Origin of the sequence: Achromobacter sp. ACM02, from assembly GCF_014851605.1 — a bacterium.
GTDB classification, from domain to species: Bacteria; Pseudomonadota; Gammaproteobacteria; order Burkholderiales; family Burkholderiaceae_B; genus Achromobacter; species Achromobacter aegrifaciens.
This window is the reverse complement of record NZ_JACUZY010000001.1, coordinates 1028304-1053290: the sequence shown is the minus strand read 5'-3', so window position 1 is coordinate 1053290 and position 24987 is coordinate 1028304. Positions and strand designations below refer to the sequence as shown.

Below are 24987 nucleotides of genomic sequence, written 5' to 3'. Positions count from 1 at the left end.
AACAGCAGCACACAGCCCAAAAAGGAGCGTAAAACAGCCAAATCTGTGGCAACCCTTTCCCAATCAAATTAGGGCTGGGTCAGTTTTCGATGCAAACGCTGGGTCAGTTTTCAGTGCAAACCAACACAAAAAGTATCCAGAAATTAATCTCACATCAGATATGATGCTAAGTGATGAGGTGCTGGAATCGATCTTTATTAACGGGAAATTTGATCGGGATGAAATTCGTCGCTCACTGAACAATTCGGCGCACTTTCTTCAACCGTCAGATGTCCCAGCATGGAAAGTGGTCATAAATTTCGACGAGCTTGATGATGTTGTTGTGAATAGAGCCGTTAATTTGATGGACCAGCAATTTAATCAACGCGAAGTCACAAATTCGGGCGAACTCCTTCACATTTTTTCACTCAGATTGATGATGGCGGAAGAACGAATCAGCAACAACACAATCGAGGAAGAAGTTGCGGCTTGCAAGGCTTACATTGACGACCTGAGAGAATTAAACAAATTGCCACCGAGAAGTACCGATTGGAGATGGAAAAATGAATTCTCTCGCGCGCATGATGGATTGGGATATTGGGTTACTGAGAAAACGAGGGCGCATTTTAAGGTTTTGTGGAATTACTTGATATCTGCGCGAGAGGAGGTGTTGAAAGGTAAATTTGGCGAACTGGTTGACGATTTAATTGACAAGATAAAGGGGGACCCTAAAGCTGCGGTTGATATGCTTGGCAATGGCGGTGGCGAAAACAGTTATGCTTCAATTCCGTTTTTGAGCAATGCCAATCCCGATCGCCTTGTGGATGCATGGTTCTCTCTTCCCAAAGAACAATGGCGCATGATCCAGTCTGCTTTTAGCGATCGGTATGGTCAAGGGCAGTTGCAACAGGAGTTGGAAGACGAAATCGGCTGGGCTCGAACCCTTTATCAAGAACTGCAGCGACGTGCATCGGAAGCGAGTGGTTTGGCAGAATTGAGAATTCGGCGAATTATTCCAATCGAGCTAAGAAATTTAGAGAATATTAAATAAAAAAGTGTCAGACTGGAGTTGCCAGAGATTATAAAAAAGTGTCAGGCTACAAATTCGCTAGTTAGATGCTGCGAATTTTAGTCTGATACCTTATTTCATTGCGAGCTTAGTTGAATTAAGGGTAAATGTTGAATCATCATCAACAGTTTGTGCAGCATATAAAAGGCCTTTCTGAATGCGAAAACGTTCTGCGGGTGTGTCGTAGTTATAAAACTGCTGAGAAAAACTACGCATTCGAATTGAATGGTCGCCTGAAAGGTGGGCTTCCTTTAGATGATCTTGTCCCAGACCTTCAGCATCTTCATAGTGCTATATGTGCGAAGCTAGGGCGCCCACATACTGTGTATCGTATGACATCAGATCATGAATTTTCGGCATCGATCCTCGAGGTATTAGAGGGATCCTTTAGTTATTCTGCATTCATGTCTACGTCCGGTGATGTGTCGAAACTACGTCAATTCATACCGAAAGTAGGCAGGCCGCTCCTGCTGGAAATTATGTGTCCTCCCGGCATCGCATTCGCGCCACTTGACATTGTCTCGGGGGCTGAAGAAGATGAGTATCTATTAGGTTGCGGAACGAAATTCAAGGTGATTGAGCCACCTCGAATCGATAGTGGTTATCCATATTGCCAATTGAATGCGAGTTTGATGGTTCTAAAATTGCAAGTCCTCGAGAATCCTCCGTATGTAGATGCCTCGAAGCTATTTACGCTGACCGATTGAAAAAAATCTCGTATTCTGAAATATTGTAGTCTGACACTCCTTTTTCGCTTGAAACCATCGAAAGATGTCGATGGACTCGTGGGGAAACCTCAGGGTCTGACACCTTTTCTCACGAAATCAGCCCGCAGTGACGGTTGCTCTCGGCCATGAGCGGACAGCTGGCTATCCGAAAATTATAGGTCTTTCTAAACTTGCACAAGCGGCTTCTTCCCAATGAATCGGATTAAACTAAATCTGTTTAAGGCTACAAACGTTAGCTTGCGTTATGTTGCCTATTTGGAGTTAGGCATAATATGAGAAATCACTTGTTGACTCCATCCCCGGAAACGCATGTAGGTGTCGGCGGCGATTTTGCGCGCGTGTTTGACACTCAAGACTATCTGATCATGTTCAACTCACTCGACGATGTGAGCGTGGTTCTTCGGGCACATATGATTCTGGAGGAGTTCCTGAATATATGGTGCAGTAGAGTTACCAGTACAGAAGACCTATTCGCCGGTACGTTTGTGCCGTTCAAAACCAAGTTAATTGTTGCGCGAAATTTGGGCCTCGCTTCGGAGTATGAAGATATCCTTGATCGGTTCAATGAAATAAGAAATCGTTACTCGCACAGGCGCAAATACGCGCTTGAAGAGTCCAGATTGAATAGTATTAAGGATAAAGTTAACGCTCTCCACTCAGAGCCACCCATGCTCCCCTGCGAGGAATATCACATATGTGCCCAGGGTCATGACCAGTTCGGTCGTCCGCAGGAGATCCGCCACGAGTGGTCTTCAACTGATATGAAGAAAAAGGTCCTCTTGGTTGTTGTGCAACTTGTCATGAAGCTTGTCCAGTGGATGCAGGTTGAGTTAAACCGCAGAGGTATCCAGTACAGCTTAGTGACCTGGCCTGTTTCGGCACCACCAGAAAGTGGCAGCGCTCCAGATTGACTCCCGTCCCCATTGACCCGCACAGCCCAAAGCCGCTAGGATTGCAGACATGGCTACTCGCTCCAAATCCCTCTCTTCACTATTCCGTGCATGTTGTCAGAACGTGCCGGGGGGAAGCTGCGTCTAGCAATAGCTATACGTTGAATCAATCGCCTCAGGCCGCCCGTTGCAAAACCGGCGGCTTTTTTGTTTTTGCCTGCGCCCTTCGATACGGAGAAAGTTGATGCCACTTGCGTTGTTTGACACCTGGTCGCGTACCGTGCGCCCGTTCACGACTATCCACGCTGGCCACGTCGGCATGTATTGCTGCGGACCCACCGTCTACGACCATGCGCATATTGGCAATCTAAGAACGTATGTGTTTGAAGACATTCTGCGCCGGGTACTCATACGCAACGGCTACGCGGTCCGTCACGTCGTTAACATCACCGACGTCGGTCATCTGACTTCGGATGCGGACGAAGGCGAAGACAAGATGGAAAAAGGTAGCAGGCGGACCGGGGAGTCCGCATATGCTATTGCTCAGCGCTACACCGAGGCCTTCGTTGCGGATTGGCATGCCCTCAATTTGCTGGAGCCGACGGTATGGTGCCGCGCGACAGATCACATCGCCGAACAGATCGCGTTTATTGGCGAGTTGGACCGGTCCGGCTACGTGTATACGACCGACGACGGTCTTTATTTCGACACAAGCAAGCAGGATGACTACGGCTTTCTGGCCCGGCTTGACCGTGCGGGCCTGCAGGCGGGCAAGCGCGTAGCGCTTGGCGCAAAGCGGAACATCACAGATTTTGCGCTATGGAAGTTCAGTCCGGAGGGCGTAGCGCGGCAGATGGAATGGGATAGCCCATGGGGCCGTGGGTTTCCGGGCTGGCATATTGAGTGCTCGGCCATGTCGGCGAAACACCTCGGCATCTGGTTCGACATCCACTGTGGCGGAGAAGACCATATCGCCGTGCATCACAGCAACGAAATTGCGCAAACACAAGCGGCCCACGGCACTCGTCTTGCGAACTTCTGGATACACGGACATTTTCTGACGCTCAATGCCGACAGCAAGATGTCGAAGTCGAGCGGAGATTTTGTTCGCTTGCAGACCTTGCGCAGTCGGAATATTGATCCGCTTGCCTACCGCTATCTGTGCATGACAGCGCATTACCGGAGCAAGCTGCGTTTCAGTTGGGCGTCTATTGGTGCAGCGCAGACAGCCTTGAACCGGCTGCGGCAGCTCCATTCCGGTTGGTCGGATGGTGGTGGCATCGATCCGGATTTCGCCGCGCGCTTCAACGCCGAATTGAATGATGACCTGAATCTGCCGAGGGCATTGGCCGTGCTATGGGAACTCGTCAAGAGCGAGCTCCCATCGGCGACCTTGAAAGCGACTGTGGACAGCTTTGATTTGGTACTGGGCCTCGGGTTGCGCGATTGGAGGCCAGTAGCGTCTGACATTCCGGAGAGTATCCGGGTGCTGCTCGGTGAACGCGCTCAAGCCCGAGAGGCAAAGAACTGGGCAAAGGCCGATGAGATACGGAAGGTGTTAAACACTCGAGGCTGGAGAGTCGAGGATGGCAACGACGGGCAACGCCTGACTGAAATCGCTACGCTTCCCATAGATATCGGAAGCTAGTGATAGCTGCATGGGCGCCGCGTGCTCAATCAGGCGTCAGACCACAATTCTCATCAAGGTTCGACAGCAGCCGTTGAAATCAAGAAAGACCACGGAAGCACAAGCGGTCGCGGGGGCGATCATCCGACGATCGGAGCGGAATCCGATCACCCCCGTCGAAAGCGTTCAGGCGCCCAGGAAGCGCAAGACTTCGGCCCAATCGTTCGTCGACAGGGCGACGTCCTCGTAGTCGCCAGCTTCCTCGTCGTAGCGAGAAACGCAGAAGCGCTGGCTTCTGCCGGATTCGCGGTCGGCATAGTTGGCGTAGTCGACATACACTTTCAGGCTGCGCTCCTCATTCTCGAATGAGGGAGCGGCATCGATGTAGCTCGACGTATCGAAATACCCTTCGGGCAGGGGCGGCAGGGTGGCTATGTCGAAGTCGGGAAATTCGCGGCGTAGTCGTTCAAGGTTCATAAGGAAAGCAAGTAGAGGCTGGAGACCTGACATTTTACGTTGCTCAGAGTCAGTCGCCACGATGGCTTCCGAAACCGAGTTTGGAAATGACGTTTACGACCGTCCGGACAGAAGCTGTTCCACTAAAGTCTCGAACATGACAGGCAGAACTCTCAATCCATCAGAGCTCGACTTTTTCCATAGTGAAGGGTACTTGCGATTGGGCGGTGCTCATTCCCAGCGCTGTCTGAAGCCGCTTCGGGAGCGCATTCTGCGAGAGCTATCGCGGCTCAAGGTTTGGGCCGGCGGAAAAAGTCTGGGTAGTTCACTGAACAATTTGGCGCCGTTTCAGCAGATCGCAAAGCTATCCTCGATGGTGAAGATTGCGGATCTGGATGAAACGCTGAACACGGCGGAAATTCGCAACGTAATTGCTGACCTGACCGGCGGAGCCCCTCAATCCGGCCAAGGCACGCAGCCCTTGCTGTCTCTGCCTCATCAAGGACCATGGTCTCTGGGCAGCCTGAACTGGCACGTTGACCTGGCGGCGAAGTCCGGCGCTGAGATCCCCGGCATTCAGGTGTTCTATCTGATTGACGACGTTATTGAGCACGGGGGCGCGACGTTGGCGCTGGCCCGTTCTCATCGCGTTGCGGGTGTAGCGGCTGGGAGGCTTCGTGGATCGTTGAAAACGCCGGGTGATCTCGAAGCTGTTCTCAGCGCATCCGACATCAAGATCATCGAGATGTCGGGACGGGCTGGCGATATTTTTTTGATGGATATGCGCGTGCTGCACACCCCATCCGTCAATTCGTCCAGCCGCATCAGGATGATGGCCACGACTCGTTTCGGTCTGCGCACAAGCAGATAGGGCGGATCTGCTGGGAGTTGCGGATTCCACCGCCCGTCTATTGCGCCGGCCAGGCCCGCGATCAACCGCAGCGAATCGCAGTCATAACGTCCTTATCGTCCACGATCAAATTCAAGCGCGTGGCGTTGTACTCCATCGTGACCAATTGCCCCGGGCGCAGCATGCGCGCAGTGGCGCTCCCGCTGCGGGTACGCAGGTCTTCCATCACGGACGTGGTGGCCTTTTGGCCGATCTGGGATTGCAGCGAGGAGGCGTCGCAGGTCTTGCCGCCGCCCATGGACGACGACGAGCCGTAGGAAGACCCGCCATAGCTGGTTCCGGCGTCGGCGGTAGACGAGGAGCTGGAGGAGCTGGACGCCGCTGGCGAGCTGGACGAGCGCGGGGCGCCGGTGTTGGCGCACGCGGTCAGGCTGGCGACCAGCAGGAAAGGGATCAGCTTTCGGATCATGTAACGCTCCTTACAACAACACGTCTGAAAAAAGCCATGATAGACCAGCGCGGGCGCGCTGTGACCTGGGCCGGGCAGGGCCGCTAGCGGCATTCGTGAGCGCGGCTTCGATGATCCAAATTTTGCATTGACACTAAAGTTTCATGAGAATATATTTCTGAAACCATAGTTTCATAGGCGGGATCATCATGACTTCGGTGTTGCAGGAGCGCATCCTCGCGCTGCAGGACAGCTTCACGGACAGCGAGCAGCGGTTGGCTAGCGTGACCCTGGAGTGCCTGGGCAATATCGCGGCCTATTCGGGCGCCGAGCTGGCGCAGAAGGCGGGCGTGTCCAAGGCGACCGCGGGGCGGTTTTTCCGGCGTCTGGGGTACGAGAACTTCAACGAAGTGCGGGCACAGGCGCGCGATGAGGCCGACCGTGGGTCGCCGCTGTACGAGATGGCGGGCGTGCGTCCGCCGGACGCGACGGGGGATGCGCTGGCGGAGCATCTGGCCACCGATTTGCAGAACCTGGCGCAGACCTTCGAGCGCCTGGACAGCCGCGATGTGGAGCGGGCCATCGAACTGTTTGCCGGCGCTCGCCGTATCTGCATTGCGGGCTTTCGTAATGGACGGGTGCTGGCGCAGTACGCCTGGGCCTTGCTGACGCAGCTGCGCGACGGCGTTGCGCTGGTGCCGGGCGCGGGTTTGAACCTGGCCGAGGATCTGGCTGACCTGGGGCCTGACGACGTGTTGCTGGTGATGGATTTCCGGCGTCGCGTCACGCTGCTCAAGCCGATTGTCGAACATGCGAACCGGGTGGGCGCGAAGGTCGTGGTGCTGACCGATCCCACCGCCACCGAATTGCCCGCGCGTTCGGACCTGGTGTTGCGATGCGTGAACAGCGGCGCGGCCGTGTTCGATTCCTACGTCGCGGCCACCAGCGTCATCAATCATTTGTGCTCGGCCCTGGCCCGCAAGCTTGGGGCGGCCGCGCGCGAACGTCTGCAGAACATAGAACGCCTGCACGAACACTACGGCGACTTGCATCGCTGATTTCCAAGAGGAGACTGACTTGAACCATCCCATTCCGAACGTCCGGCTGCAGTACGCGCCCAATCCGGCCTTCGAACCCGCCGCGCCTTACGGCCAACGGCAGCTGGAGGTGCTGGGCGGCCAGGCCTATGCGCAGGCGGAGGCGCAGATCCGGCGCTGGCCGGGCTATCAGCCTACGCCGTTGCGCGATCTGTCGGGTCTGGCCCATGCCGTAGGCGTGGCGGGCATCCGGTACAAGGACGAGGGCGGCCGCTTCGGGCTGGGCAGCTTCAAGGCCCTGGGCGGCGCCTATGCCGTCAGCCGCCAATTGCTGCGGGAATTGGCGGTCAAGCTGGGGCGCGACGATCTGTCGGTGGACGACTTGCTGTCCGGCCGCTACCGGGAGCTGACGCAGGCCATGACGGTGACCTGCGCGACGGACGGTAACCATGGCCGGTCGGTGGCCTGGGGCGCGCAACGCTTCGGTTGCCAGTGCGTGATCTACATCCACGCGACGGTCAGCGAAGGGCGCAAGCGGGCGATCGAGCAATACGGCGCGCAGGTCGTGCGCACGCCGGGGAACTACGACGACTCGGTGCGCCAGGCGGCGCAAGACGCGGCGCGGCTTGGGCGCTATGTGGTCTCGGATACTTCTTATCCCGGCTATATGGAGGTGCCCAAGGACGTGATGCAGGGATACGCAGTGATGGCCGACGAGGCACTGCGCCAGCTGCGCGAGGCGGGCGATGGCGAGTTGCCGACGCACGTGTTCCTGCAAGGCGGTGTGGGCGGGCTGGCGGCCGCGGTGTGCGCGCATTTCTGGGAGCAGCTGGGCGAGCGCCGTCCGCGTTTCATCGTGGTGGAGCCGGACAAGGCGGCCTGCCTGTACGAGAGCGCCCGCGCCGGCAAGCCGGTGGCGGTGCACGGCGATCTGGATACCGTGATGGCCGGACTGGCCTGCGGTGAAGTATCGCTGCTGGCGTGGGAGGTGCTGCATCCCGGCGCGCAGGCTTTCCTGACGGTTGACGACGAGGCGGCGCTGGAGACGGTGCGTCTGTTGGCGAGCGGCAAGTATGGCGATGCGCCCATCGTCGCCGGCGAGTCGGCGGTGGCGGGACTGACCGGCTGCCTGGCGGCGCTGGCCGATCCGGCGGTACGCGATGCGCTGGGCCTGGACGCTGGCAGCCGTGTGCTGGTGTTCGGCAGCGAAGGGGCGACCGACCCGGAACTGTATCAACGCATCGTCGGCAAGAGCGCTGCCGAGGTCGAAGCCGAGGCCGTGGCATGACTGGCGCCGCGCTTGAGGCAGGCCGGCAGGCCGTGCGGGTCGACGGCGCCCGGTTGTTGCGCCGCATTGCGGACCTGGCGCAGGTCGGCGCCATCGAGGGCGGCGGCGTTTGCCGCCTGGCGCTGACGGACGCTGACCGGCAGGGACGCGATCTGGTGGTGCGGTGGATGCGCGAACTGGGCCTGGCCGTGACGGTGGACGGCATCGGCAATGTGGTGGGCCTGCGGGCCGGGCGCAAGGCCGGTCCGCCCGTGATGACGGGGTCGCACATCGACACGGTGCGCACCGGCGGCCGCTATGACGGCAACCTGGGGGTGCTGGCCGGGCTGGAAGTGGTCGCGGCCTTGAACGACGCAGGCGTGGTCACTGAAAGACCGATAGCGGTGGCGTTCTTCACCAACGAGGAAGGCGCGCGCTTTGCGCCCGACATGATGGGCAGCCTGGTGTTCCAGGGTGACCTGGCCTTGGAGGATGCGCTGGCCACGGTCGGCATAGACGGCACTACGGTGGGCGAGAACCTGGCCCGCATCGGCTATGCCGGGACGGCCCCGGTAGGCAATAACCAGGTGCACGCCTTTGTCGAACTGCACGTGGAACAGGGACCGGTGCTGGAGCACGAGGGCTACACCATCGGTGCGGTGACGGGCGTGCAGGGCATCCACTGGATCGAGTTCACCGTGCGCGGCGTGTCCAACCATGCCGGCACCACGCCGATGGGGTTGCGCCATGACGCCGGCATCGTGGCGGCGCGCATCGCGTGCTTTGCGCGGGATCTGACCGTCGAGTTGGGGGCGGGCCAGTTGGCGACCGTGGGGCAGGTGAATCTGTTTCCCAACCTGATCAACGTCATTCCCAACCGCGCGACCTTCACGCTGGACCTGCGCAACACCGACGGCGCGGCCTTGCAGGAGGCGATTGCGCGCTGCATGACGTACGCGGCGCAGGCTGCGGCGGCTGAGGGGGTGGAACTGAGCCATCGGGTGCTGGCCGATTTCGCGCCGGTGGCGTTCGACGAGGCCATCGTCGGCCGGGTCGAGGACATCGCGCGCAGCCGCGGGCACCGCGTGCGGCGGCTGCCCAGCGGCGCCGGACACGATGCCCAGATGCTGGCGCGCATGTGCCCTACGGGCATGGTGTTCGTGCCCAGCGTGGGCGGGCTGTCGCACAACGTCGCTGAATTCACGCAGGACCAGGATATCGAGGCGGGCGCCGGCGTGTTGCTGGAACTGATGCTCGAACTCGCAGAACAATGAAACCGTAGGAGACTGAACATGTCACGCATCATCAATGTCGCGGCCGCGCAGCTGGGGCCGATCCAGCGCAGCGACTCGCGTCGCGACGTCGTCGAGCGCCTGCTCGCGCATCTGCGCCAGGCCCATGCCATGGGTTGCCAACTGGTGGTTTTTCCGGAGCTGGCGCTGACGACTTTCTTCCCGCGCTGGTACATGGAAGATCCGGCCGAGATCGACGCGTTCTATGAAAGCGAGATGCCGGGTCCGCAGACCCGGGTACTGTTCGAGACCGCGCGCAAGCTGGGCATAGGCTTTTACCTGGGCTATGCGGAGCTGGCGGTGGAGCAGGGCGTCAAGCGCCGCTTCAACACGTCTATCCTGGTGAACCAGAACGGCGACATCATCGGCAAGTACCGCAAGGTGCATTTGCCCGGACATGCCGAACACGAGCCGTGGCGCGCTTTCCAGCATCTGGAGAAGCACTATTTCGAGCCCGGCGAATCGTTCGATGTCTGGCGCGGCTTTGGCGGCGTGATGGGCATGGCCTTGTGCAACGACCGCCGCTGGTCCGAGACCTATCGGGTCATGGGCTTGCAAGGCGCGGAAATGATCCTGCTCGGCTACAACACGCCGGTGCACAACCCGCCGGCGCCCGAGCATGACGACCTGTCCATGTTCCACAACCATCTGGTGATGCAGGCGGGCGCCTATCAGAACGGCACCTGGGTGGTGGGCGTGGCCAAGGCCGGCAAGGAAGAGGGCTGCGAGATGATCGGCGGCAGCTGCATCATCGCGCCGTCGGGCGAGATCGTTGCCGCCTGCTCGACCAAGGGCGATGAGCTGGCGATCGCGCGCTGCGACCTGGACCTGTGCCTGTCCTACAAGAGCACGACTTTCAATTTCGACCGCCACCGGCGTCCCGAGGCTTACGGCCTGATCACGGAACGCAGAGGCGCGGTGGAACCTGCGCCGGAGGTGGCGGTAACCGCCTGACCTGCGGCGCGGCCAGCGCGGACTGTCGATAGACCGTCCGCATAACCGGCCCGGACGTTCCCTTCCCATAAAAAACAGCATGCGGGCGCCCCGAGCGCCTGCAGGGGAGCGTTCGGCCTAAAAAATACAGACCCCAAGGTGAAAATATGGACCAGTCAGTCGAGAGCATTGCGGCGCCTCCGGTTGCCGCAGACAAGGATCCCCTGGCGGCGCGGGATGATGCGCTGTATCGGAAGGTGGCGTGGCGGCTGCTGCCGTTCTTGATGGTGTGCTACATCGCGGCGTTCCTGGACCGGGTGAACGTCGGCTTTGCCAAACTGCAGATGCTGGATGACCTGAAATTCAGCGAAACGGTGTACGGCCTGGGCGCGGGCATTTTCTTCATCGGCTATTTCCTGTTCGAGGTGCCGAGCAATGTGCTGATGCACCGCATCGGCGCGAAGAAGACGCTGGCGCGCATCATGATCCTGTGGGGCATCATCTCGGCCGCCATGGCCCTGACGCAGACGCCGACGCAGTTCTACATCCTGCGCTTCCTGCTGGGGGCGGCCGAGGCCGGGTTCTATCCCGGGATCATCCTGTACCTGACCTATTGGTTTCCGTCGAACCGGCGCGGCCAGATCGTGGCGGTGTTCATGACGGCGGTGCCGTTCGCCGGCATCCTGGGCGGGCCGCTGTCGGGCTGGGTGATGGAGGCTTTCCATGACACGCACGGCATGGCTGGCTGGCAGTGGATGTTCATCATCGAGGCCATCCCTTCGGTGCTGCTGGGCCTGGCGGTGTTCTGGTACCTGGATGACCGCATCGACGACGCGCGCTGGCTGTCGCCTTCGGAGAAGTCGCGGCTGGGCCAGAACCTGCAGAGCGAGAAGACCGCCAAGACCGAACACGTATCGATGCTGACCTTGCTCAAGGACCGGCGCGTCGTGCATATGGCGCTGATCTGCTATTGCACGGTATCCAGCCTGTCGGGCCTGGCGTTCTGGATTCCGTCGGTGATCCGTTCGACCGGCGTGGTGTCGCTGCTGGACATCGGCCTGCTGACGGCGGTGCCGAACGTCTGCGCGGTGATCTCGATGGTGCTGGTGTGCCGCCATTCGGATGCAGTGCGCGAGCGCCGCTGGCACATGATCGTGCCGTTTCTGGTGGGCGGGACGGGCTTGGCGCTGAGCACGCTGTTCAGCCATAACCCGATGCTGGCCGTGGCCATGCTGTCGGTGGCGGCCGCCGGCTGCATGGTGTGCTCGCCCTTGTTTTGGAGCCTGCCGACGGCGTTCCTGGAAGGCAAGAGCGCGGCGGCGGGCATCGCCGGGATCAATTCCTTCGCCGGCTTGGCGGCCTTTGTCAGCCCCTATGCGATCGGCTGGATCAAGGATCTGACCGGTTCGACGGATTGGGGCATGTACTTCCTGGCCAGCTTCACGCTGATCGGGGCGGTGCTGGTGTACCGCGTGCCGAAGAGCCTGGTCAACCGGTAGGCCCGGTAGGCGGCTTCTCTACATCGGCGGGCGCGCCGTGCCCGCCACTTTCAGACAGGAATGATGATGACTCTGGACGTAGTTGCGTTGACCCAGGCGATGGTGCGCATTCCCAGCCTTTCCGGCAAGGAAGGCGAGATGGCGGCGCTGATGGCCGCGACGATGCGCGAGGCGGGGTTCAGTTCGGTGACGACCGATGGCAATGGCTCGGTGCTGGGGCTGATCGGCCCCGAGGATGCGGACGTGGCCTTGTTGTTCGACGGGCACATGGACGTGGTGCCGGTGGCGGGCGACTGGCGCTTCGATCCGTTCGGCGCCGAAATCCGGGATGGGCGGCTGTATGGGCGCGGCAGCACCGACATGAAGGGCGGCATTGCCGCGGCGATTTGCGGCGTGGCGGAGGCGGCGCGGGATGGCTTGAAGCACCGCGTGGCGGTGTCGGCCAGCGTGCTGGAGGAAGTCATCGAAGGGCATGCGCTGGCCTCGGTGCTGGACATTTGCACGCCGCAGGCCGTGGTCATCTGCGAGCCGTCAAAATTGCAGATCAAGGCCGGTCAGAAAGGGCGGGTGGAACTGCTGCTGACCTTCCACGGCAAGCCGGCGCACGCGGCGACGCCGCACATCGGCGTCAATCCCCTGCATGCGGCGGCCCGGGCGCTGGCCGCGCTGGAGAGCCTGCCGCTGCCGCACGACGAGGTGCTGGGCCAGGCGCTGCTGGTGCCGACGGACATCGTGTCGCATCCCTATCCGTCGATCTCCATGATTCCGATCTCGACGACGATACGCTTTGACCGGCGCACCGTGTCGGGCGAACGCCTGGAGGATGTACTGGCGCAGATCCGCGGGCATCTGGCGACGCACGGCCTGTCCGACTTCACCTTGCGGGTCAGCGAGGATCAAGTGGCGACCTATACCGGCCAGCACGCCACGCCGCCGCGCTGGTTGCCGGGTTGGCGTTGCGACGCGCAGGCCGGCTTGTTGCAGGCTGCGCGCGCGGCGGTCAGCGCCAGCGGCCGGGACCCGGTGGTGGGCAGTTGGGCGTTCTGCACCAACGGCTCGGAATCGGCCGGACGCCGCGGCATTCCGACGATAGGGTTGGGGCCGGGCAACGAAGAGGACGCCCACACGATCGACGAATCCATCGCGCTGGAGCAGCTGGAAGGCGCGCGCGATATCTACCGGAATCTGGTGCGCGCCGTCTGCGGCTAAGGTGTTTGCATGCCGGGCAGGCGGGCCAGCCGGTCATTCAGGAAGTCGATCAGCAGCCGCGCCCGCAACGACTGGTAGCGGCGCGACGGATAGATGAGGAAGGCCTCTTGCGGCGTGGCGCTCCATTTCGGCAGCACGCGCAGCAGTTCGCCGCTGGCGATCAGGTCCTGCACCAGCCACGCGGGGCATAGTCCGATGCCGGCGCCCATGGCCAGGCTCTCGCGGATGGCCAGGGCGTTGTTGACGCGAAAGCGCCCCTGGGTCTGGACGGTGGCTAGGGTCGCGCCCTGGTGCAGTTCCAGGGTGTCGCCGGCAGCCAGCCAGGCAAAGCGCACGTATTCGTGCGCGGCCAGATCGCGGGGCGCGCGGGGCTTGCCGCGCTGCGCCAGGTAGGAGGGGGCGGCCACCAGGTAGCGCGGCGATAGGGCTGCCTTGCGGGCGATGGCGTTGGGCGGCAGATTGCCGCCCAGCCGCAGCGCCACGTCCACGCCTTCTTCCACCAGGTCCACGAACCGGTCGTTCAGGATCAGTTCGACCTGGATGTCGGGGTATTCGTCCAGGAATTCGCGGACCAGCGCGTTCAGGCGGAACTGGCCCAGCGCCACGGGCGCGTTGATGCGCAGGAAGCCGGCGGGCTTTTCGGTCTGGCCGCGGGCGTCGGCGACGGCTTCGGAGTATTCCTCCAGCACCCGCGTGGCGCGTTCGTAGAAGCGCTTGCCTTGTTCGGTGGGCACGACGCGGGTGGTGCTGCGTTCCAGCAGCCGCACGTTCAGGTCCTTTTCCAGCGCGGCGACGATCTTGCTCAGGGCGGGCTGGCTTAGGGCCTGTTCGCGGGCGACGGCGGACAAGGTGCCCAGCTCCACGGCGCGGACGAAGGCCCGCATTGCGCGCAGGGTGTCCAAGGTCATTCCTTTTTGGAAGAAGAGGTATGCAGTTTAGGGTTCTACCGGTGGAATTGGGAAGAACCTATCGTGACGTCACTTTCTCTTTTTCTGGAGTCGTCATGAACCGCTTCAATCCTTTTTCCCTGGTTTCTGCCGCTACCCTGGCCGCGGGCCTTGCGGTCCTGGGGCCGTCCGTGGCCGCCGCCGCGCAGCCGCCTGTTCAGGCCGATGTCGCGCGTTCCAGCTGGGTCAGCTCCTGGTTCGCCAGTCCGCAACCGCTGTGGGAGGATTCCTTCGTGCTGCCCACGGAAATGCCGGCCGAATTGCGCGACCAAACTCTGCGCCAGACCTTGATGCTCAGCGTGGGCGGATCGCGCTTGCGGGTGGTGCTGTCCAACCGTTATGGCACGCAGCCGCTGGAGATTGGGGCGGCCAGCGTGGCGCTGGCCTCGGGCCAGTCCAGGATCCGTCCGGCGTCCAGCCGCGGGCTGGCCTTTGGCGGTCGGCCAAGCGTGACGGTGGCGCCGGGGGCGCAGGTGGTCAGCGATCCGGTGGACCTGCCGGTATCCACGCTGGCCGAACTGGCCGTCAGCCTCTACTTCCCGCAGGCGACGCCGGTGACGACCTTCCATTGGGGCGCGCAGCAGACCGGCGCCCTGGTCCGGGGCAATGCCACTGCGGCGGCGGAGCTGCCAGAGGCGCAGGCGCTGCAAGGCCGGGCGTTCCTGGCGGGGATCTGGGTGGAAAGCCCGAAGCGCGTGCCGGTGGTGGTGGCCTTTGGGGATTCCCTGACCGATGGCAACGGCTCGACGCCGGGCGCCAACCGCCGCTGGCCGGACTTCCTGGCGCGCCGCCTGGCGCCGCAAGGCATGGGCGTGGCGAACGCGGGCATTTCGGGCGCGCGGGTCTGGGGCGACAAGATGGGGGTGAACGCGATGGCCCGGTTTGACGCCGACGTGCTGTCGCAGCCGGGCGTGCGCACGGTGGTGATGATGCTGGGCATCAATGACATCGGCTGGCCGGACAGCGGCTTCGCGCCGGACGACGCGCCCATGACGGCGGCCAGATTGACCGAGGGCTACCGGCAATTGGCAGAGGCGGCGCGCCTGCGCGGCGTGCGCATCGTCGGCGGCACCATTGCGCCGTATGAAGGCTCTTTGCACGGCACGCCGCTGTCGGGCCACTACAACCTGGCCAAGGACGCGGTGCGGCGGGAGGTGAACCGCTGGATCCGCGAAAGCGGCGTGTTCGACGCGGTGGTGGATTTTGACGCGGTGCTGCGCGATCCGGCGCATCCCGCGCGGCTGCTGCCCGCGTATGACTCGGGCGATAACCTGCATCCCAACGATGCCGGCTACCAGGCCATGGCGCAGGCATTGGACATGGCCACGCTGTTCGGCGATTGAACGGCGGCCGCAGCGGTCAGTGGAAATTCCGGCTCTGGGTGTTCAACCCGCCCAGCAGGTCGGACAGATCCACCAGCCGCTGCGCGATCAGGTGGCGCACGCCGTCCACGCTTTGCCAGGATCCGTAGACGCCCAGCAGCGAGGACCCCAGCAATTCGCGGCGTTGGCGTTCTATGAGTTCCGGGCGCACGACCACGTTGACGGGGCCGGTCTCGTCTTCCAGCGTGACGAAGATCACGCCCTTGGAGGTTTGGGGACGCTGGCGCACGGTGACGATGCCGCAGGCGCGCGCCACGCGCTTGTCGGGGTAGCTGTTCAGCACCGAGGCGGGCTGGAAGTTGCGCGCCGCGAGCTGGGGGCGCAGCAAGGCCACCGGGTGGCTGCGCAGCGTCAGGCCCACGCTGCGGTAGTCGGCCGCCACGGCCTGGCCCTCGGACGGGGCGGACAGCTGTGGCGCCTGGGTTTCCTGGATGGCGGCGTCGCGCAGCAGGTCGCGGCTCTGCACGCTGGCGGCGGCTTCCCAGCTGGCCTGGCGGCGATGGCCGGCCAGCGTGCGCAGGGCGTCGCCGGCGGCCAGCGAGTTCAGGTCATGGCGGCCGAGCGCGGCGCGGCGGGCCAGGTCGCCGGTGTCGGTAAAAGGGGCGGCAGCGCGCGCGTCTTCGATGCGCCGGGCGGCGTCTTCGCGCATGCCCTGGATCAGGCTCAGTCCCAGCCTGACGGCGGGACGGGTGCCGTCGGCGGCGGGCGCGTGCGGATGGGGGGGCCGGCGGGCGCCAGGATGACCGTCGGGCAGGGTCTCCAGGGCCGAGTCCCAGCCGCTGACCGTGACGTCCGCCGGCAGCACGCAGACGCCGTGGCGGCGGGCGTCCTGCACCAGTTGCGCGGGGGCGTAGAAGCCCATGGGCTGGGAGTTGAGCAGGGCGGCCAGGAAGGCTTCGGGCTCGTGCCGCTTGAGCCAAGAACTGGCATAGGCCAGCAGGGCGAAGCTGGCGGCGTGGCTTTCGGGGAAGCCGTATTCGCCGAAGCCTTCGATCTGCCGGAACAGCGCCTCGGCGAAATCCAGTTTGTAGCCATGGGCCAGCAGGCCGCCGACCAGTTTGCCGCGGTACTTGTCCACGCCGCCCTTGCGCTTCCAGGCCGCCATGGAGCGGCGCAACTGGTCGGATTCGCCCGGCGTGAAGCCAGCGGCCACCACGGCGATCTGCATGACCTGTTCCTGGAAGATGGGCACGCCCATGGTGCGGCTGAGCACGCCGCGCACTTTTTCGCTGGGATAGGTTTCGGGCTCCTTGCCCTGGCGGCGGCGCAGGTAGGGATGGACCATGCCGCCCTGGATCGGGCCTGGGCGCACGATGGCCACCTGCACCACCAGGTCGTAGTATTCGCGCGGACGCAGCCGCGGCAGCATGGTCATCTGGGCGCGGGATTCGATCTGGAACACGCCTATGGTGTCGGCGTCGCAGATCATGTCGTAGGTGGGCGTGTCGCTGGCGGGGATGTCCTGCAGCCGCAAGGGTTGGCCGCGGCGCTGGCCAGCCAGCTCCAGCGTGCGGCGCAGGGCCGACAGCATGCCCAGCGCCAGCACGTCCACCTTCAGCAGGCCCAGCGCATCCAGGTCGTCCTTGTCCCATTGCACGACGCTGCGGTCTGCCATGGCGGCGTTTTCGATGGGCACCAGGCGCGACAGCTTGCCGCGTGAAATCACGAAGCCGCCGGGGTGCTGCGACAGGTGGCGCGGAAAGCCCATCAGGGTCTGCGCCAGCGCCGCCCACTGGCGCGCCACCTGCGATTCCGGGTCCAGGCCGCAGGCGCCCAGGGTGCGCAGCATTTCCTTCTTGCCGTCCCACCATTGGTGGGCGCGCGCCACGGCGTCGATGACGCCTGCGTCCACGCCCAGCGCGCAACCGGTATCGCGCAGCACGCTGCGCGGCCGGTAGGAAATGACCACGGCGGTGAGCGCGGCGCGTTCGCGGCCGTACTTGCGGTAGATGTACTGGATGACTTCTTCGCGGCGCTGGTGCTCGAAGTCCACGTCGATGTCGGGCGGCTCGTTGCGCTCCTTGCTGATGAAGCGTTCGAACAGGTTGTTGCCGCGCACCGGATCCACTTCGGTGATGCCCAGGCAGTAGCAGACCGCGGAGTTGGCGGCGGACCCGCGGCCCTGGCACAGGATGCCCTCGCCGCGGGCGTACTGGACGATGTCGTAGACGGTGAGGAAATAGGCTTCGTAGTGCAGGTCCGTGATCAGGGCCAGCTCTTTTTCGATCTGCGCGGTGACGCTGTCCGGCGTGCCTGAAGGAAAGCGGCGGGCGGCCCCGGCCAGGGTTTCCTGGCGCAGATAGGTGGCCGGCGTGTGGCCGCGCGGAATGATTTCGTCCGGGTATTCGTAGCGCAGCTCGTCCAATGAGAAGGCGCAGCGGCGGGCCACGGCCAGCGTCTGGGCCAGCGCTTGCGGCGGGTACAGGTTGGCCAGGCGCATGCGCGTACGCAGGTGCTGTTCGGCGTTGCCGGACAGTTCATAGCCGCATTGCGATACCGGTTGGCGAGTGCGGATGCCGGTCAGCGTGTCGTGCAGCGGCTTGCGCGAACGCAGATGCATCTGCACCTGGCCCAGCGCCACGATGGGCAGGTCCGCGGCCTGCGCGGCGTGCTCGACCGCGGCGCGGTGCAGGTCGTCGCGCGAGCGGTGCAGCAAGGTCAGCCCCACCCAGGCGCGGTGGGGGAAGACGCGTGCCAGCCAGCGCGCCTGCTCGGCCATGCGGTCGGCGTCAGTGCCGTAGGCGGGGCTCAGGATGGCCAGGCATTCGGGCAGGTGGCGCAGATGGGCGTGGCCGCTGGGAGGATGGGTAAGGTCTTCGGGCGCCAGCTGGTATTCGCCCTTGGGCGCGCGGGTGCGGGCGAGGGTGATCAGTTCGGACAGGTTGCCGTAGCCCTCGCGCGTCTGCGCCAGCAGGGTCAGGCCCAGTGGCGCGGCGTCGGGCGCGGCGCGCAGCTGGAAGGTGGCGCCGATGATGAGCGGCAGCTTGCGGGCCTTGGCCTCCACGTGGGCGCGGACCACGCCCGCCAGCGAGCATTCATCGGTGATGGCGAGCGCGGCGTAGCCCAGTTCGGCGGCGCGTTCGACCAGTTCCTCGGGGTGCGAAGCGCCCTGCAGGAAAGAGAAGTTGGACTGGCATTGCAGCTCGGCGTAGCCGGGCAACTGCGCCAGGATGCCGGGGGTGTCGTCGTCGTCCATGCGCATGGCGTTTCAGGCGTAGAGCCCATGCAGGAACCAGCGGGCGTGCTCGTCGTCGCGCTCGCGGTAGATCCAGTAGCGCGCGGCGGCGGCGTCCTCGGCGACGAAGTAGTCGCGCACGGTCAAGGCCGGATCCCACCAGCCGCTTTCGATGCGTTCGGGGCCGCGCATCAGGCGCAGCGCCTGGCCGCCGTATTGCGGCCGGTGGCCGGACAGCTTCAAGGGCAGCGGCGGGTCCAGCAGCCAGAAGGGGCGGTCCAGCAGGGCGGGCAGGGGCGCGGGGCGTTGGGGCGGCGACAGCGCGTCGCCCCAGGCGTTGGCGGCCTCGGGGCGGTGGTCGGGTACCGGGTGGGCGTGGCGCACCTGGTCGCGGCCCAGCCGCGCCACCAGCAGGTCCAGCAGCCGGGCATGGTCGGCAGGCGTGCCGCCGGGCTCGGGGAACAGGGTGGTGCTGGCGGCGGGCTGCTCGACCGTGTCGGGCGCCAGCAGCGCCACGGCGATCACGGGCGCTTCCAGCGTGAAGCGCGCCAGCTTTTCCCGCAGCAGGTGGAGGATCTGCGGCGCCTGCCAGACCGGCTGGGCCAGGGCCAGTTCCAGTTCGGTGGGCGGCCGGGCGTGGCGGCCGCGTTCGTGTTCCATGCTGAGCACCACGCGACGTACCGCCAGTTGCCGGGCGCTGAGCCAGCCGCCCAGCTGTTCGGCCAGGCGGCGCGCCACCGCCAGCACCGCGTCGGTGTGCTCGACGTAGTCGGTGAGTTCGATGCGGCGCGAGAACTGGTGTGGCGGTTCGACCCAGCGGTGGAGCTCGGGCGCCAGGCCGTAGGCGGCGTCCAGGGCCTGCAGCAGTTCGGGGGCGCTGCGCCGCTGCAGCCCCGCGCGCGGCAGGGCGCGCAGGTCCGCCAGGGTATGGCAGCCGATGTCGTCGAGCCAGTCGCGGCGGGCCTGCGCCTGCGGCAGCAGGGCTAGCGGCAGGGCGTCCAGCCGCCGGGTCAGCGTGGGCAGCGTGAGGGTACGGCGGGGCGCGCGCCGGCCGGGGCTGCGCGCCAGCAGCCAGGCGCCGGCGGCGGTCGGCGCCATGCCTAGCGACACGTGCAGGTCCAGGGCGCGCAAGGTGGCGGCGACCCGCCGGTGCAGCGCCTTGGGGCCGCGGAAGAGCATCAGGCTGGCGCTCACGTTCAGGAGCAGCGTGTCGCCGTCGGCCAGGGCGATTTCGGGCGTGTATTGCAGCAGCGCCAGCGCCGCGCCCTGCAAGGCTTCGGACTCGGCCTGGGCATCGCGGGGCAGCAGCTCGACCTCGGGAGCGATGGCGGCCGCGCCCGCGCGGCGCATGCCCGGCTTGACGCCGGCGCGGCGGGCGGCGGGCGTCAGGGCGGCGACGCGTTCCTGTTCCAGGACCGCGAACGCCTGCCCCTCAAGCGGCCAGTGCGGGCGCAGTGCGTCCAGCGGCAGGCAGCGCAGGAAGGCGGCGATCCAGAGGCGCATGGCGGGGAGAAACAGGAATGGTGGCGCCGGTATCCAGGCCCACGTACAGCGGCGTGTCGCAGGCGGGTCCGCGGCGCTTCAGGATATGGACGGACAGGCCGCCCGCGGCCGGCGCCAGCGCCAGCCGCAAGGGCGCGGGCGTGGCGTTCTGCGCCGCGCTGCTGGGGCGCACCGCGATGAACAGCAGGTCGCTGGCCTGGGCGGCCAGGTGCAGGCGGCGCAGGGATTCGGGGCGCACATGGGGCAGCCAGCAGATCAGGGCGCCGCAGCTGCCGTTCTTCAGGATCTGTTCGGCGGCCCAGAGCGCGTCCACGGGTTTTTCCGGCGCCACCCAGAGCAATTGACGGGGATCCAGCCGCCAGCTCATCCAGCTGGCGATGTGGGGCGCGTGCGGCGGCTGCACCAGCGCAATGGCGCGGCGCGTTTCCAGTTGGGCCAGCGCCGGACGCAGCAGGCGGATTTCACCGATGCCGGGGTGCGGGACCAGCAATTCGTTCAGGGAACCCAGCGGCCAGCCGCCGTCCGGCAGCTCGGCCGAAAGCGCGGCATGCCCGGTGGGCAGGGTGCGGGCGGCGCCTTGAGCCAACTGGGTGGCGCGCCACAACGCGGGATGGATACGTTCTGGGGACTGCATGGCAAATCGGTTGCCGGGAGATAGGAACCCGGTGGAAGTGGCCGATGAGCCATTATAACTGTATATATGTACAGTATTTAAAGGGGGCGGAGCATGCCGCGAACTAAAAGAAAACCCACCCGTACACCTTTCGATGCAGAGGGGTGGGCCGTGTTGGATACGATTTTAGTTGCTTCAGGCAGGCGGATCGCAACTAAGCGCGGGCGTTCTCACTAGTAGCTGCCGAGGCCGCCACACCCGCCGCGCGATCCAGGTCCAACCCATAAAACCGCATATCCTCGTACCGGATCCAGTGCGACTTGCGCACCAGCCGGTGGCCGATCCACAAGGCCAGGAACAGCGGGATCGCCAGGTAGGTGGAGATCACGCCGATCCAGTCGATGCGGTCTTGCAGGAAGGCCTGGTAGTTCTGGCCCAGCGTGACCACCAGGCACAGGACGAAGGCCAGTAGCGGACCGAAGGGGAACAAGCCGGCCTTGTAGGGCAGGTCGGCGGTGTCGTAGCCATGCTTCACATAGCCCTGGCGGAAGCGGTAATGGCTGACGGCGATGCTCAGCCAGACGATGAATTCGGTCATGCCGGCGAAGTTCAGCAGCCAGATGTAGACGGCCTTGGGGCTGTACACCAGGCTGAACAGGCACAGGCAGGCCAGCAGCGCGGTGGCCATCAGCGCATACAGCGGCACGCCGCTGCGCGTCACGCGCCGGAACAGGGCGGGCGCCTGGCCTTCCACCGCCATGTTGAACAGCATCCGCGTCGCCGCGTACATGCCGGAATTGCCGGCCGACAGCACCGAGGTCAGGATCACGGCGTTCATCACGGTGGCCGCCGACAGCAGCCCGGCGTGCTGGAACACCAGCGTGAAGGGGCTGACCGCGATGTCTTCCACTTCGTTGCGCAGCAGTTGCGGGTCGGTATAGGGCAGCAGCAGGCCGATGATCAGGATGGCCAGCACGTAGAACAGCAGGATGCGCCAGAACACATGGTTGATCGCGCGCGGCACGTTGCGGCGGGGATTTTCGGATTCGCCGGCGGCCACGGCCACCAGTTCGGTGCCCTGGAACGAATAGGCCACCACCATCGCCACGCCGACCCAGGTGGCCACATTGCCCACGAAGGGCGCGTCGCCGACCGACCAGTTGGCCAGTCCCACGGGCGTGCCGCTGTGGATGATGCCCACCAGCATCGCCAGCCCGACGCCGATGAAGCACAGCACGGCCACGACCTTGATGATGGCGAACCAGTATTCGGCTTCGCCGAAGCTGCGCGCCGAAAAGGCGTTCAGGCCGAAGGTCAGGGCCAGGAAGGCCACGCTCCATATCCAGCCGGGCGTATCGGGGAACCAGTAGGCCATGACCAGCTGCGCGGCCACCACGTCCACCGCCACCACCGTGGCCCAGCTGATCCAGAAGTTCCAGCCCAGCGCGAAACCGAAGCCGCCGTCCACGTAGCGCGAGGCATAGGTGCAGAAGGAACCCGATACCGGCATGAAGGTGGCCAGTTCGCCCAGGCTGGTCATGATGAAGTAGACCATCAGGCCGATGGCCAGGTAGACCAGCAGCGCGCCGCCCGGGCCGGCCTGGGCGATGGCGGCGCCGGAAGCCACGAACAGGCCGGTGCCGATGGCTCCGCCCAACGCTATCATCGTGAGGTGGCGCGCCTTGAGCACGCGATGCAGCTGGTTCTGGCCGGCAGGCGTGGCGCCGGATTCTGTCGTCGGAGTTTGCATTACTGGGGTAGGAAGTTGCCGCAGCGGCGGACCATCAGGCACGGGCGCGCGGGCCTGCCCGCCAGGCAATGCCGCGCAAGCCAGCCGGTCCGTGGCGGTGCGGCAAAGGTTGCTTCAAGGCGCGCATTTTACAATGCGGCTATTCCGGGGCCGTTCGGCGGCCCCAGCCAGCACGGAGCAGTTTCATGGCGTCTTCCACTTCTATCGAATTTCTTCCCAACGCCGGCGTCGACGTGCGCCAGCTGTTCATCCTGCTGCACGGCGTGGGCGGCAGCCCCGACGACATGGAGCCGCTGGCAAAAGCCGTGCGCGCGGCGTTCCCGAGCGCGGCGGTGCTGGCGCCCCAGGGGTTCGAGCCCTACGACGGCGGCGGCGACGGCCGGCAGTGGTTCTCGGTACGCGGCGTGACCGAGGAAAACCGCCCGGAACGCGTGGCGCAGGCCTTGCCGCCCCTGGAGACCTATGTGCGCGAGGCGCAGGCCCGTTTCGGCCTGCTGCAGTCGGACACGGCGCTGGCGGGCTTTTCGCAGGGCGCGATCATGGCGCTGGAACTGGTGCAGGCTCACGACGGCATCGCCGGTCGCGTCATCGCGTTCTCGGGCCGCTATGCCCAGATGCCCAAGATCGCGCCGCAGTTCACCACGTTGCACCTGCTGCACGGCGCCGCCGATCCGATCATGAACGTGGAGCTCATCCAGGCCGCCCAGGCGCGCCTGACCGAGCTGCACGGCGACTCGACCATCGACATCGCCACCCAGGTGGGGCACGCGTTGCATCCGGCGCTGATCGAGCGCGCCATCGTGCGCTTGAAGACCTGCGTGCCGCTGCGCAGCTGGGAGGCCGCGCTGGGTCTTAACCAGACGCCGCCCGACGGCACCCCGGTGCATTGATCATTTTTCCCAGCCGCCGCCCAGCGCCAGGAACAGCGCGATCTGGTCGCTGCTGAGGTCGGCCTGCGAGGCGGCCAGCGCGCTTTCATTGCTGGCCAGCGTGCGCTCGGCGTCCAGCACGGTCAGGTAGTCGGTCTTGCCGTACTGGAACAGGCGGCTGGCCTGCGAGGCGGCCTCGGCGCTCTGGTCGCGCGCGGCGCGCAGGGCGGCGTCGCGGTCCAGCTGACGCGCGTAGACCACCAGCGCGCTTTCCGTTTCCCGCAGGGCGTTCAGCACGGTGGCGTCGAAGCGCGCCGCCGCGGCCTTGGTGCTGGCCTGGGCCTCGGCGATGCGGGCCTGCGCGGCGCCAGTGTTGGGGATGGTCCAGGAGATCAGCGGACCGACGCTCCAGCTGAAGGTGCCGCGGTCGCCGAACATGGCGGCCGGACCGCCCGAGGCCGCCGACAAGCCCAGAGAGATCTTCGGATACAGGTCCGCGGTAGCCACGCCGATGCGCGCGGTGGCCGCGGCCAGCGTGCGTTCGGCCTGGCGGATGTCCGGACGGCGGCGCAGCAGTTCGGCGCCGTCGCCCACGGGGATGGTCTCGGTCAGGCGCGGGGCCTGGGCGCATTGCAGCAGCGCGGGCGGGATCTGGCCCGGCGTCTGGCCGGTCAGCGCCGCCAGGCGGTACAGCGCGGTGCGCTGTTGGGCCTGGAATGGCGGCAGGTTGGCTTGCAGCTGTTCAAGCTGGCTGCGGGCGCGGGTCACGTCCAGCGTGGTGCCGCGGCCGGCGCGTTGCAGCCGGTCCACCGCGTCCAGCGATTGCTTCTGCACCTGCACCGAATGCTGGGCGGAGGCCAGCTGCATGCCGGCCGCGCACATATTGGCGTAGGCCCGGGCGGTCTCGGCGGCGACGGTGACGCGGGTGGCGTCATAGGCGGCCTGCGCGGCCTGCTCGTCGCCGCTGGCCGCTTCCACGGCGCGGCGGATCTGGCCGAACAGGTCCAGCTGGTACGACACGCTGGCGCCCATGGAATAGGACCAGCGGTTGGGCGGATCGATGCCGGGCTGCAGTTCCTGCAGGCCGGACACGTGGCCGAAAGTGGGCGAGGCATTGACACCGATGGACGGCTGCTGCTGCGCCTGCGCTTCACGCACGGCGGCCTGGGCCCGTTCCAGGTTGGCGCTGGCCACGCGCAGGTCGGTGTTGGCGGCCAGGGCCTTCTCCACCAGGCCATCCAGCACGGGGTCGTCGTACAGGCGCCACCAGTGGCCAGGCACCGCATCCTGCCGGAACGCCGCCTCGCGCGCCTGCGTGAAGGGCGCCTGCGCGCTCTGCCGCTCGGCCACCGATCCGGGGGGCACCTGGTAGTCCGGGCCCACGGCGGCGCATCCGGCCAGCGCAAGGGCCAGCGTAAGAGGCAGGAGGTATCTGGTGTTCATGGCGGTTACGGCTGTGCGTCG

General features: G+C 64.6%; 21 protein-coding genes. 13 read left to right on the top strand and 8 right to left on the bottom strand.

The genetic code is table 11. From position 1 onward, the window contains the following. The 4 genes from IB258_RS04830 to cysS all read left to right on the top strand — a co-directional run. The coding region (locus IB258_RS04830; RefSeq protein ID WP_225590255.1) for a hypothetical protein at positions 1-1030 on the top strand (1030 nt) is incomplete at its 5' end. 125 nt (positions 1031-1155) lie between these two features. After that, positions 1156-1755: a hypothetical protein gene (locus tag IB258_RS04825; protein ID WP_192352221.1), complete on the top strand. Its 600-nt coding sequence runs from the start codon at positions 1156-1158 to the stop codon at positions 1753-1755. A gap of 305 nt (positions 1756-2060) precedes the next feature. Beyond that, positions 2061-2687 carry a hypothetical protein gene (locus tag IB258_RS04820; RefSeq protein ID WP_225590254.1) on the top strand — a complete coding sequence of 209 codons (627 nt, stop codon included), beginning with the start codon at positions 2061-2063 and terminating at the stop codon, positions 2685-2687. Positions 2688-2910: 223 nt separating this feature from the next. After that, on the top strand, positions 2911-4314 hold the full coding sequence (gene cysS / locus IB258_RS04815; protein WP_192352219.1) for a cysteine--tRNA ligase: 1404 nt from the start codon (positions 2911-2913) through the stop codon (positions 4312-4314). Between the two features lie 165 nt (positions 4315-4479). Here the strand turns inward: cysS and IB258_RS04810 are convergent, their stop codons facing one another. Next, the gene (locus IB258_RS04810; protein WP_175164126.1) at positions 4480-4770 is read right to left on the bottom strand and encodes a hypothetical protein; all 291 of its coding nucleotides are present in this window, start codon (positions 4768-4770) and stop codon (positions 4480-4482) included. A 61-nt stretch (positions 4771-4831) separates the two neighbouring features. Here IB258_RS04810 and IB258_RS04805 point away from each other — a divergent pair, with 61 nt between their 5' ends. Beyond that, a complete protein-coding gene (locus IB258_RS04805) occupies positions 4832-5620 on the top strand; it encodes a phytanoyl-CoA dioxygenase family protein (protein ID WP_225590253.1) in 789 nt (262 codons plus the stop codon). A gap of 61 nt (positions 5621-5681) precedes the next feature. Here the strand turns inward: IB258_RS04805 and IB258_RS04800 are convergent, their stop codons facing one another. Beyond that, positions 5682-6068 carry an I78 family peptidase inhibitor gene (locus tag IB258_RS04800; RefSeq protein ID WP_192352218.1) on the bottom strand — a complete coding sequence of 129 codons (387 nt, stop codon included), beginning with the start codon at positions 6066-6068 and terminating at the stop codon, positions 5682-5684. 188 nt (positions 6069-6256) lie between these two features. On the opposite strand from IB258_RS04800, the gene IB258_RS04795 reads away from it, so the two are divergent. The 6 genes from IB258_RS04795 to IB258_RS04770 all read left to right on the top strand — a co-directional run bounded on the left by IB258_RS04795 (position 6257) and on the right by IB258_RS04770 (position 13284). After that, positions 6257-7105, top strand: coding sequence for a MurR/RpiR family transcriptional regulator (locus IB258_RS04795; protein WP_082400960.1), 849 nt, complete (start codon positions 6257-6259; stop codon positions 7103-7105). A 19-nt stretch (positions 7106-7124) separates the two neighbouring features. After that, complete coding sequence (locus tag IB258_RS04790) at positions 7125-8372, top strand: diaminopropionate ammonia-lyase (RefSeq protein WP_192352217.1); 1248 nt, start codon at positions 7125-7127, stop codon at positions 8370-8372. Then, the gene (locus IB258_RS04785) at positions 8369-9625 is read left to right on the top strand and encodes a M20 family metallo-hydrolase (RefSeq protein WP_054453802.1); all 1257 of its coding nucleotides are present in this window, start codon (positions 8369-8371) and stop codon (positions 9623-9625) included. Before IB258_RS04790 ends, IB258_RS04785 begins: the two co-directional genes overlap by 4 nt. A gap of 18 nt (positions 9626-9643) precedes the next feature. Continuing rightward, positions 9644-10597, top strand: a complete 954-nt coding sequence (locus tag IB258_RS04780; RefSeq protein WP_054453804.1) for an N-carbamoyl-D-amino-acid hydrolase — start codon at positions 9644-9646, stop codon at positions 10595-10597. Positions 10598-10743: 146 nt separating this feature from the next. Continuing rightward, entirely contained in the window at positions 10744-12075 is a 1332-nt protein-coding gene (locus IB258_RS04775) for an MFS transporter (protein WP_175164120.1), read from the top strand. A 66-nt stretch (positions 12076-12141) separates the two neighbouring features. Beyond that, positions 12142-13284, top strand: a complete 1143-nt coding sequence (locus tag IB258_RS04770; RefSeq protein WP_192352216.1) for a YgeY family selenium metabolism-linked hydrolase — start codon at positions 12142-12144, stop codon at positions 13282-13284. Here the strand turns inward: IB258_RS04770 and IB258_RS04765 are convergent. Beyond that, positions 13281-14186 carry a LysR family transcriptional regulator gene (locus tag IB258_RS04765; protein ID WP_192352215.1) on the bottom strand — a complete coding sequence of 302 codons (906 nt, stop codon included), beginning with the start codon at positions 14184-14186 and terminating at the stop codon, positions 13281-13283. The genes IB258_RS04770 and IB258_RS04765 overlap by 4 nt on opposite strands. A gap of 101 nt (positions 14187-14287) precedes the next feature. Between IB258_RS04765 and IB258_RS04760 the strand changes: the two genes are divergently transcribed. Then, positions 14288-15574 (top strand): SGNH/GDSL hydrolase family protein, encoded by a 1287-nt coding sequence (locus IB258_RS04760; protein WP_192352214.1) that lies wholly within the window; start codon positions 14288-14290, stop codon positions 15572-15574. Between the two features lie 16 nt (positions 15575-15590). Here IB258_RS04760 and IB258_RS04755 read toward each other — a convergent pair whose 3' ends face one another. The 4 genes from IB258_RS04755 to IB258_RS04740 all read right to left on the bottom strand — a co-directional run bounded on the left by IB258_RS04755 (position 15591) and on the right by IB258_RS04740 (position 22654). Further along, positions 15591-18815 (bottom strand): error-prone DNA polymerase, encoded by a 3225-nt coding sequence (locus IB258_RS04755; protein WP_192352213.1) that lies wholly within the window; start codon positions 18813-18815, stop codon positions 15591-15593. A 6-nt stretch (positions 18816-18821) separates the two neighbouring features. Further along, positions 18822-20291: a DNA polymerase Y family protein gene (locus IB258_RS04750; protein ID WP_175181048.1), complete on the bottom strand. Its 1470-nt coding sequence runs from the start codon at positions 20289-20291 to the stop codon at positions 18822-18824. After that, positions 20221-20925: a translesion DNA synthesis-associated protein ImuA gene (imuA, locus tag IB258_RS04745; protein ID WP_054453813.1), complete on the bottom strand. Its 705-nt coding sequence runs from the start codon at positions 20923-20925 to the stop codon at positions 20221-20223. The genes IB258_RS04750 and imuA overlap by 71 nt, the downstream gene beginning before the upstream one ends. A gap of 193 nt (positions 20926-21118) precedes the next feature. Beyond that, positions 21119-22654 (bottom strand): amino acid permease, encoded by a 1536-nt coding sequence (locus IB258_RS04740; protein WP_119448973.1) that lies wholly within the window; start codon positions 22652-22654, stop codon positions 21119-21121. 185 nt (positions 22655-22839) lie between these two features. Here IB258_RS04740 and ypfH point away from each other — a divergent pair, with 185 nt between their 5' ends. Beyond that, positions 22840-23544, top strand: coding sequence for an esterase (gene ypfH / locus IB258_RS04735; RefSeq protein ID WP_054453817.1), 705 nt, complete (start codon positions 22840-22842; stop codon positions 23542-23544). Here the strand turns inward: ypfH and IB258_RS04730 are convergent, their stop codons facing one another. Then, positions 23545-24966, bottom strand: coding sequence for an efflux transporter outer membrane subunit (locus IB258_RS04730; protein WP_119448975.1), 1422 nt, complete (start codon positions 24964-24966; stop codon positions 23545-23547). Between the last annotated feature and the right edge of the window lie 21 nt (positions 24967-24987).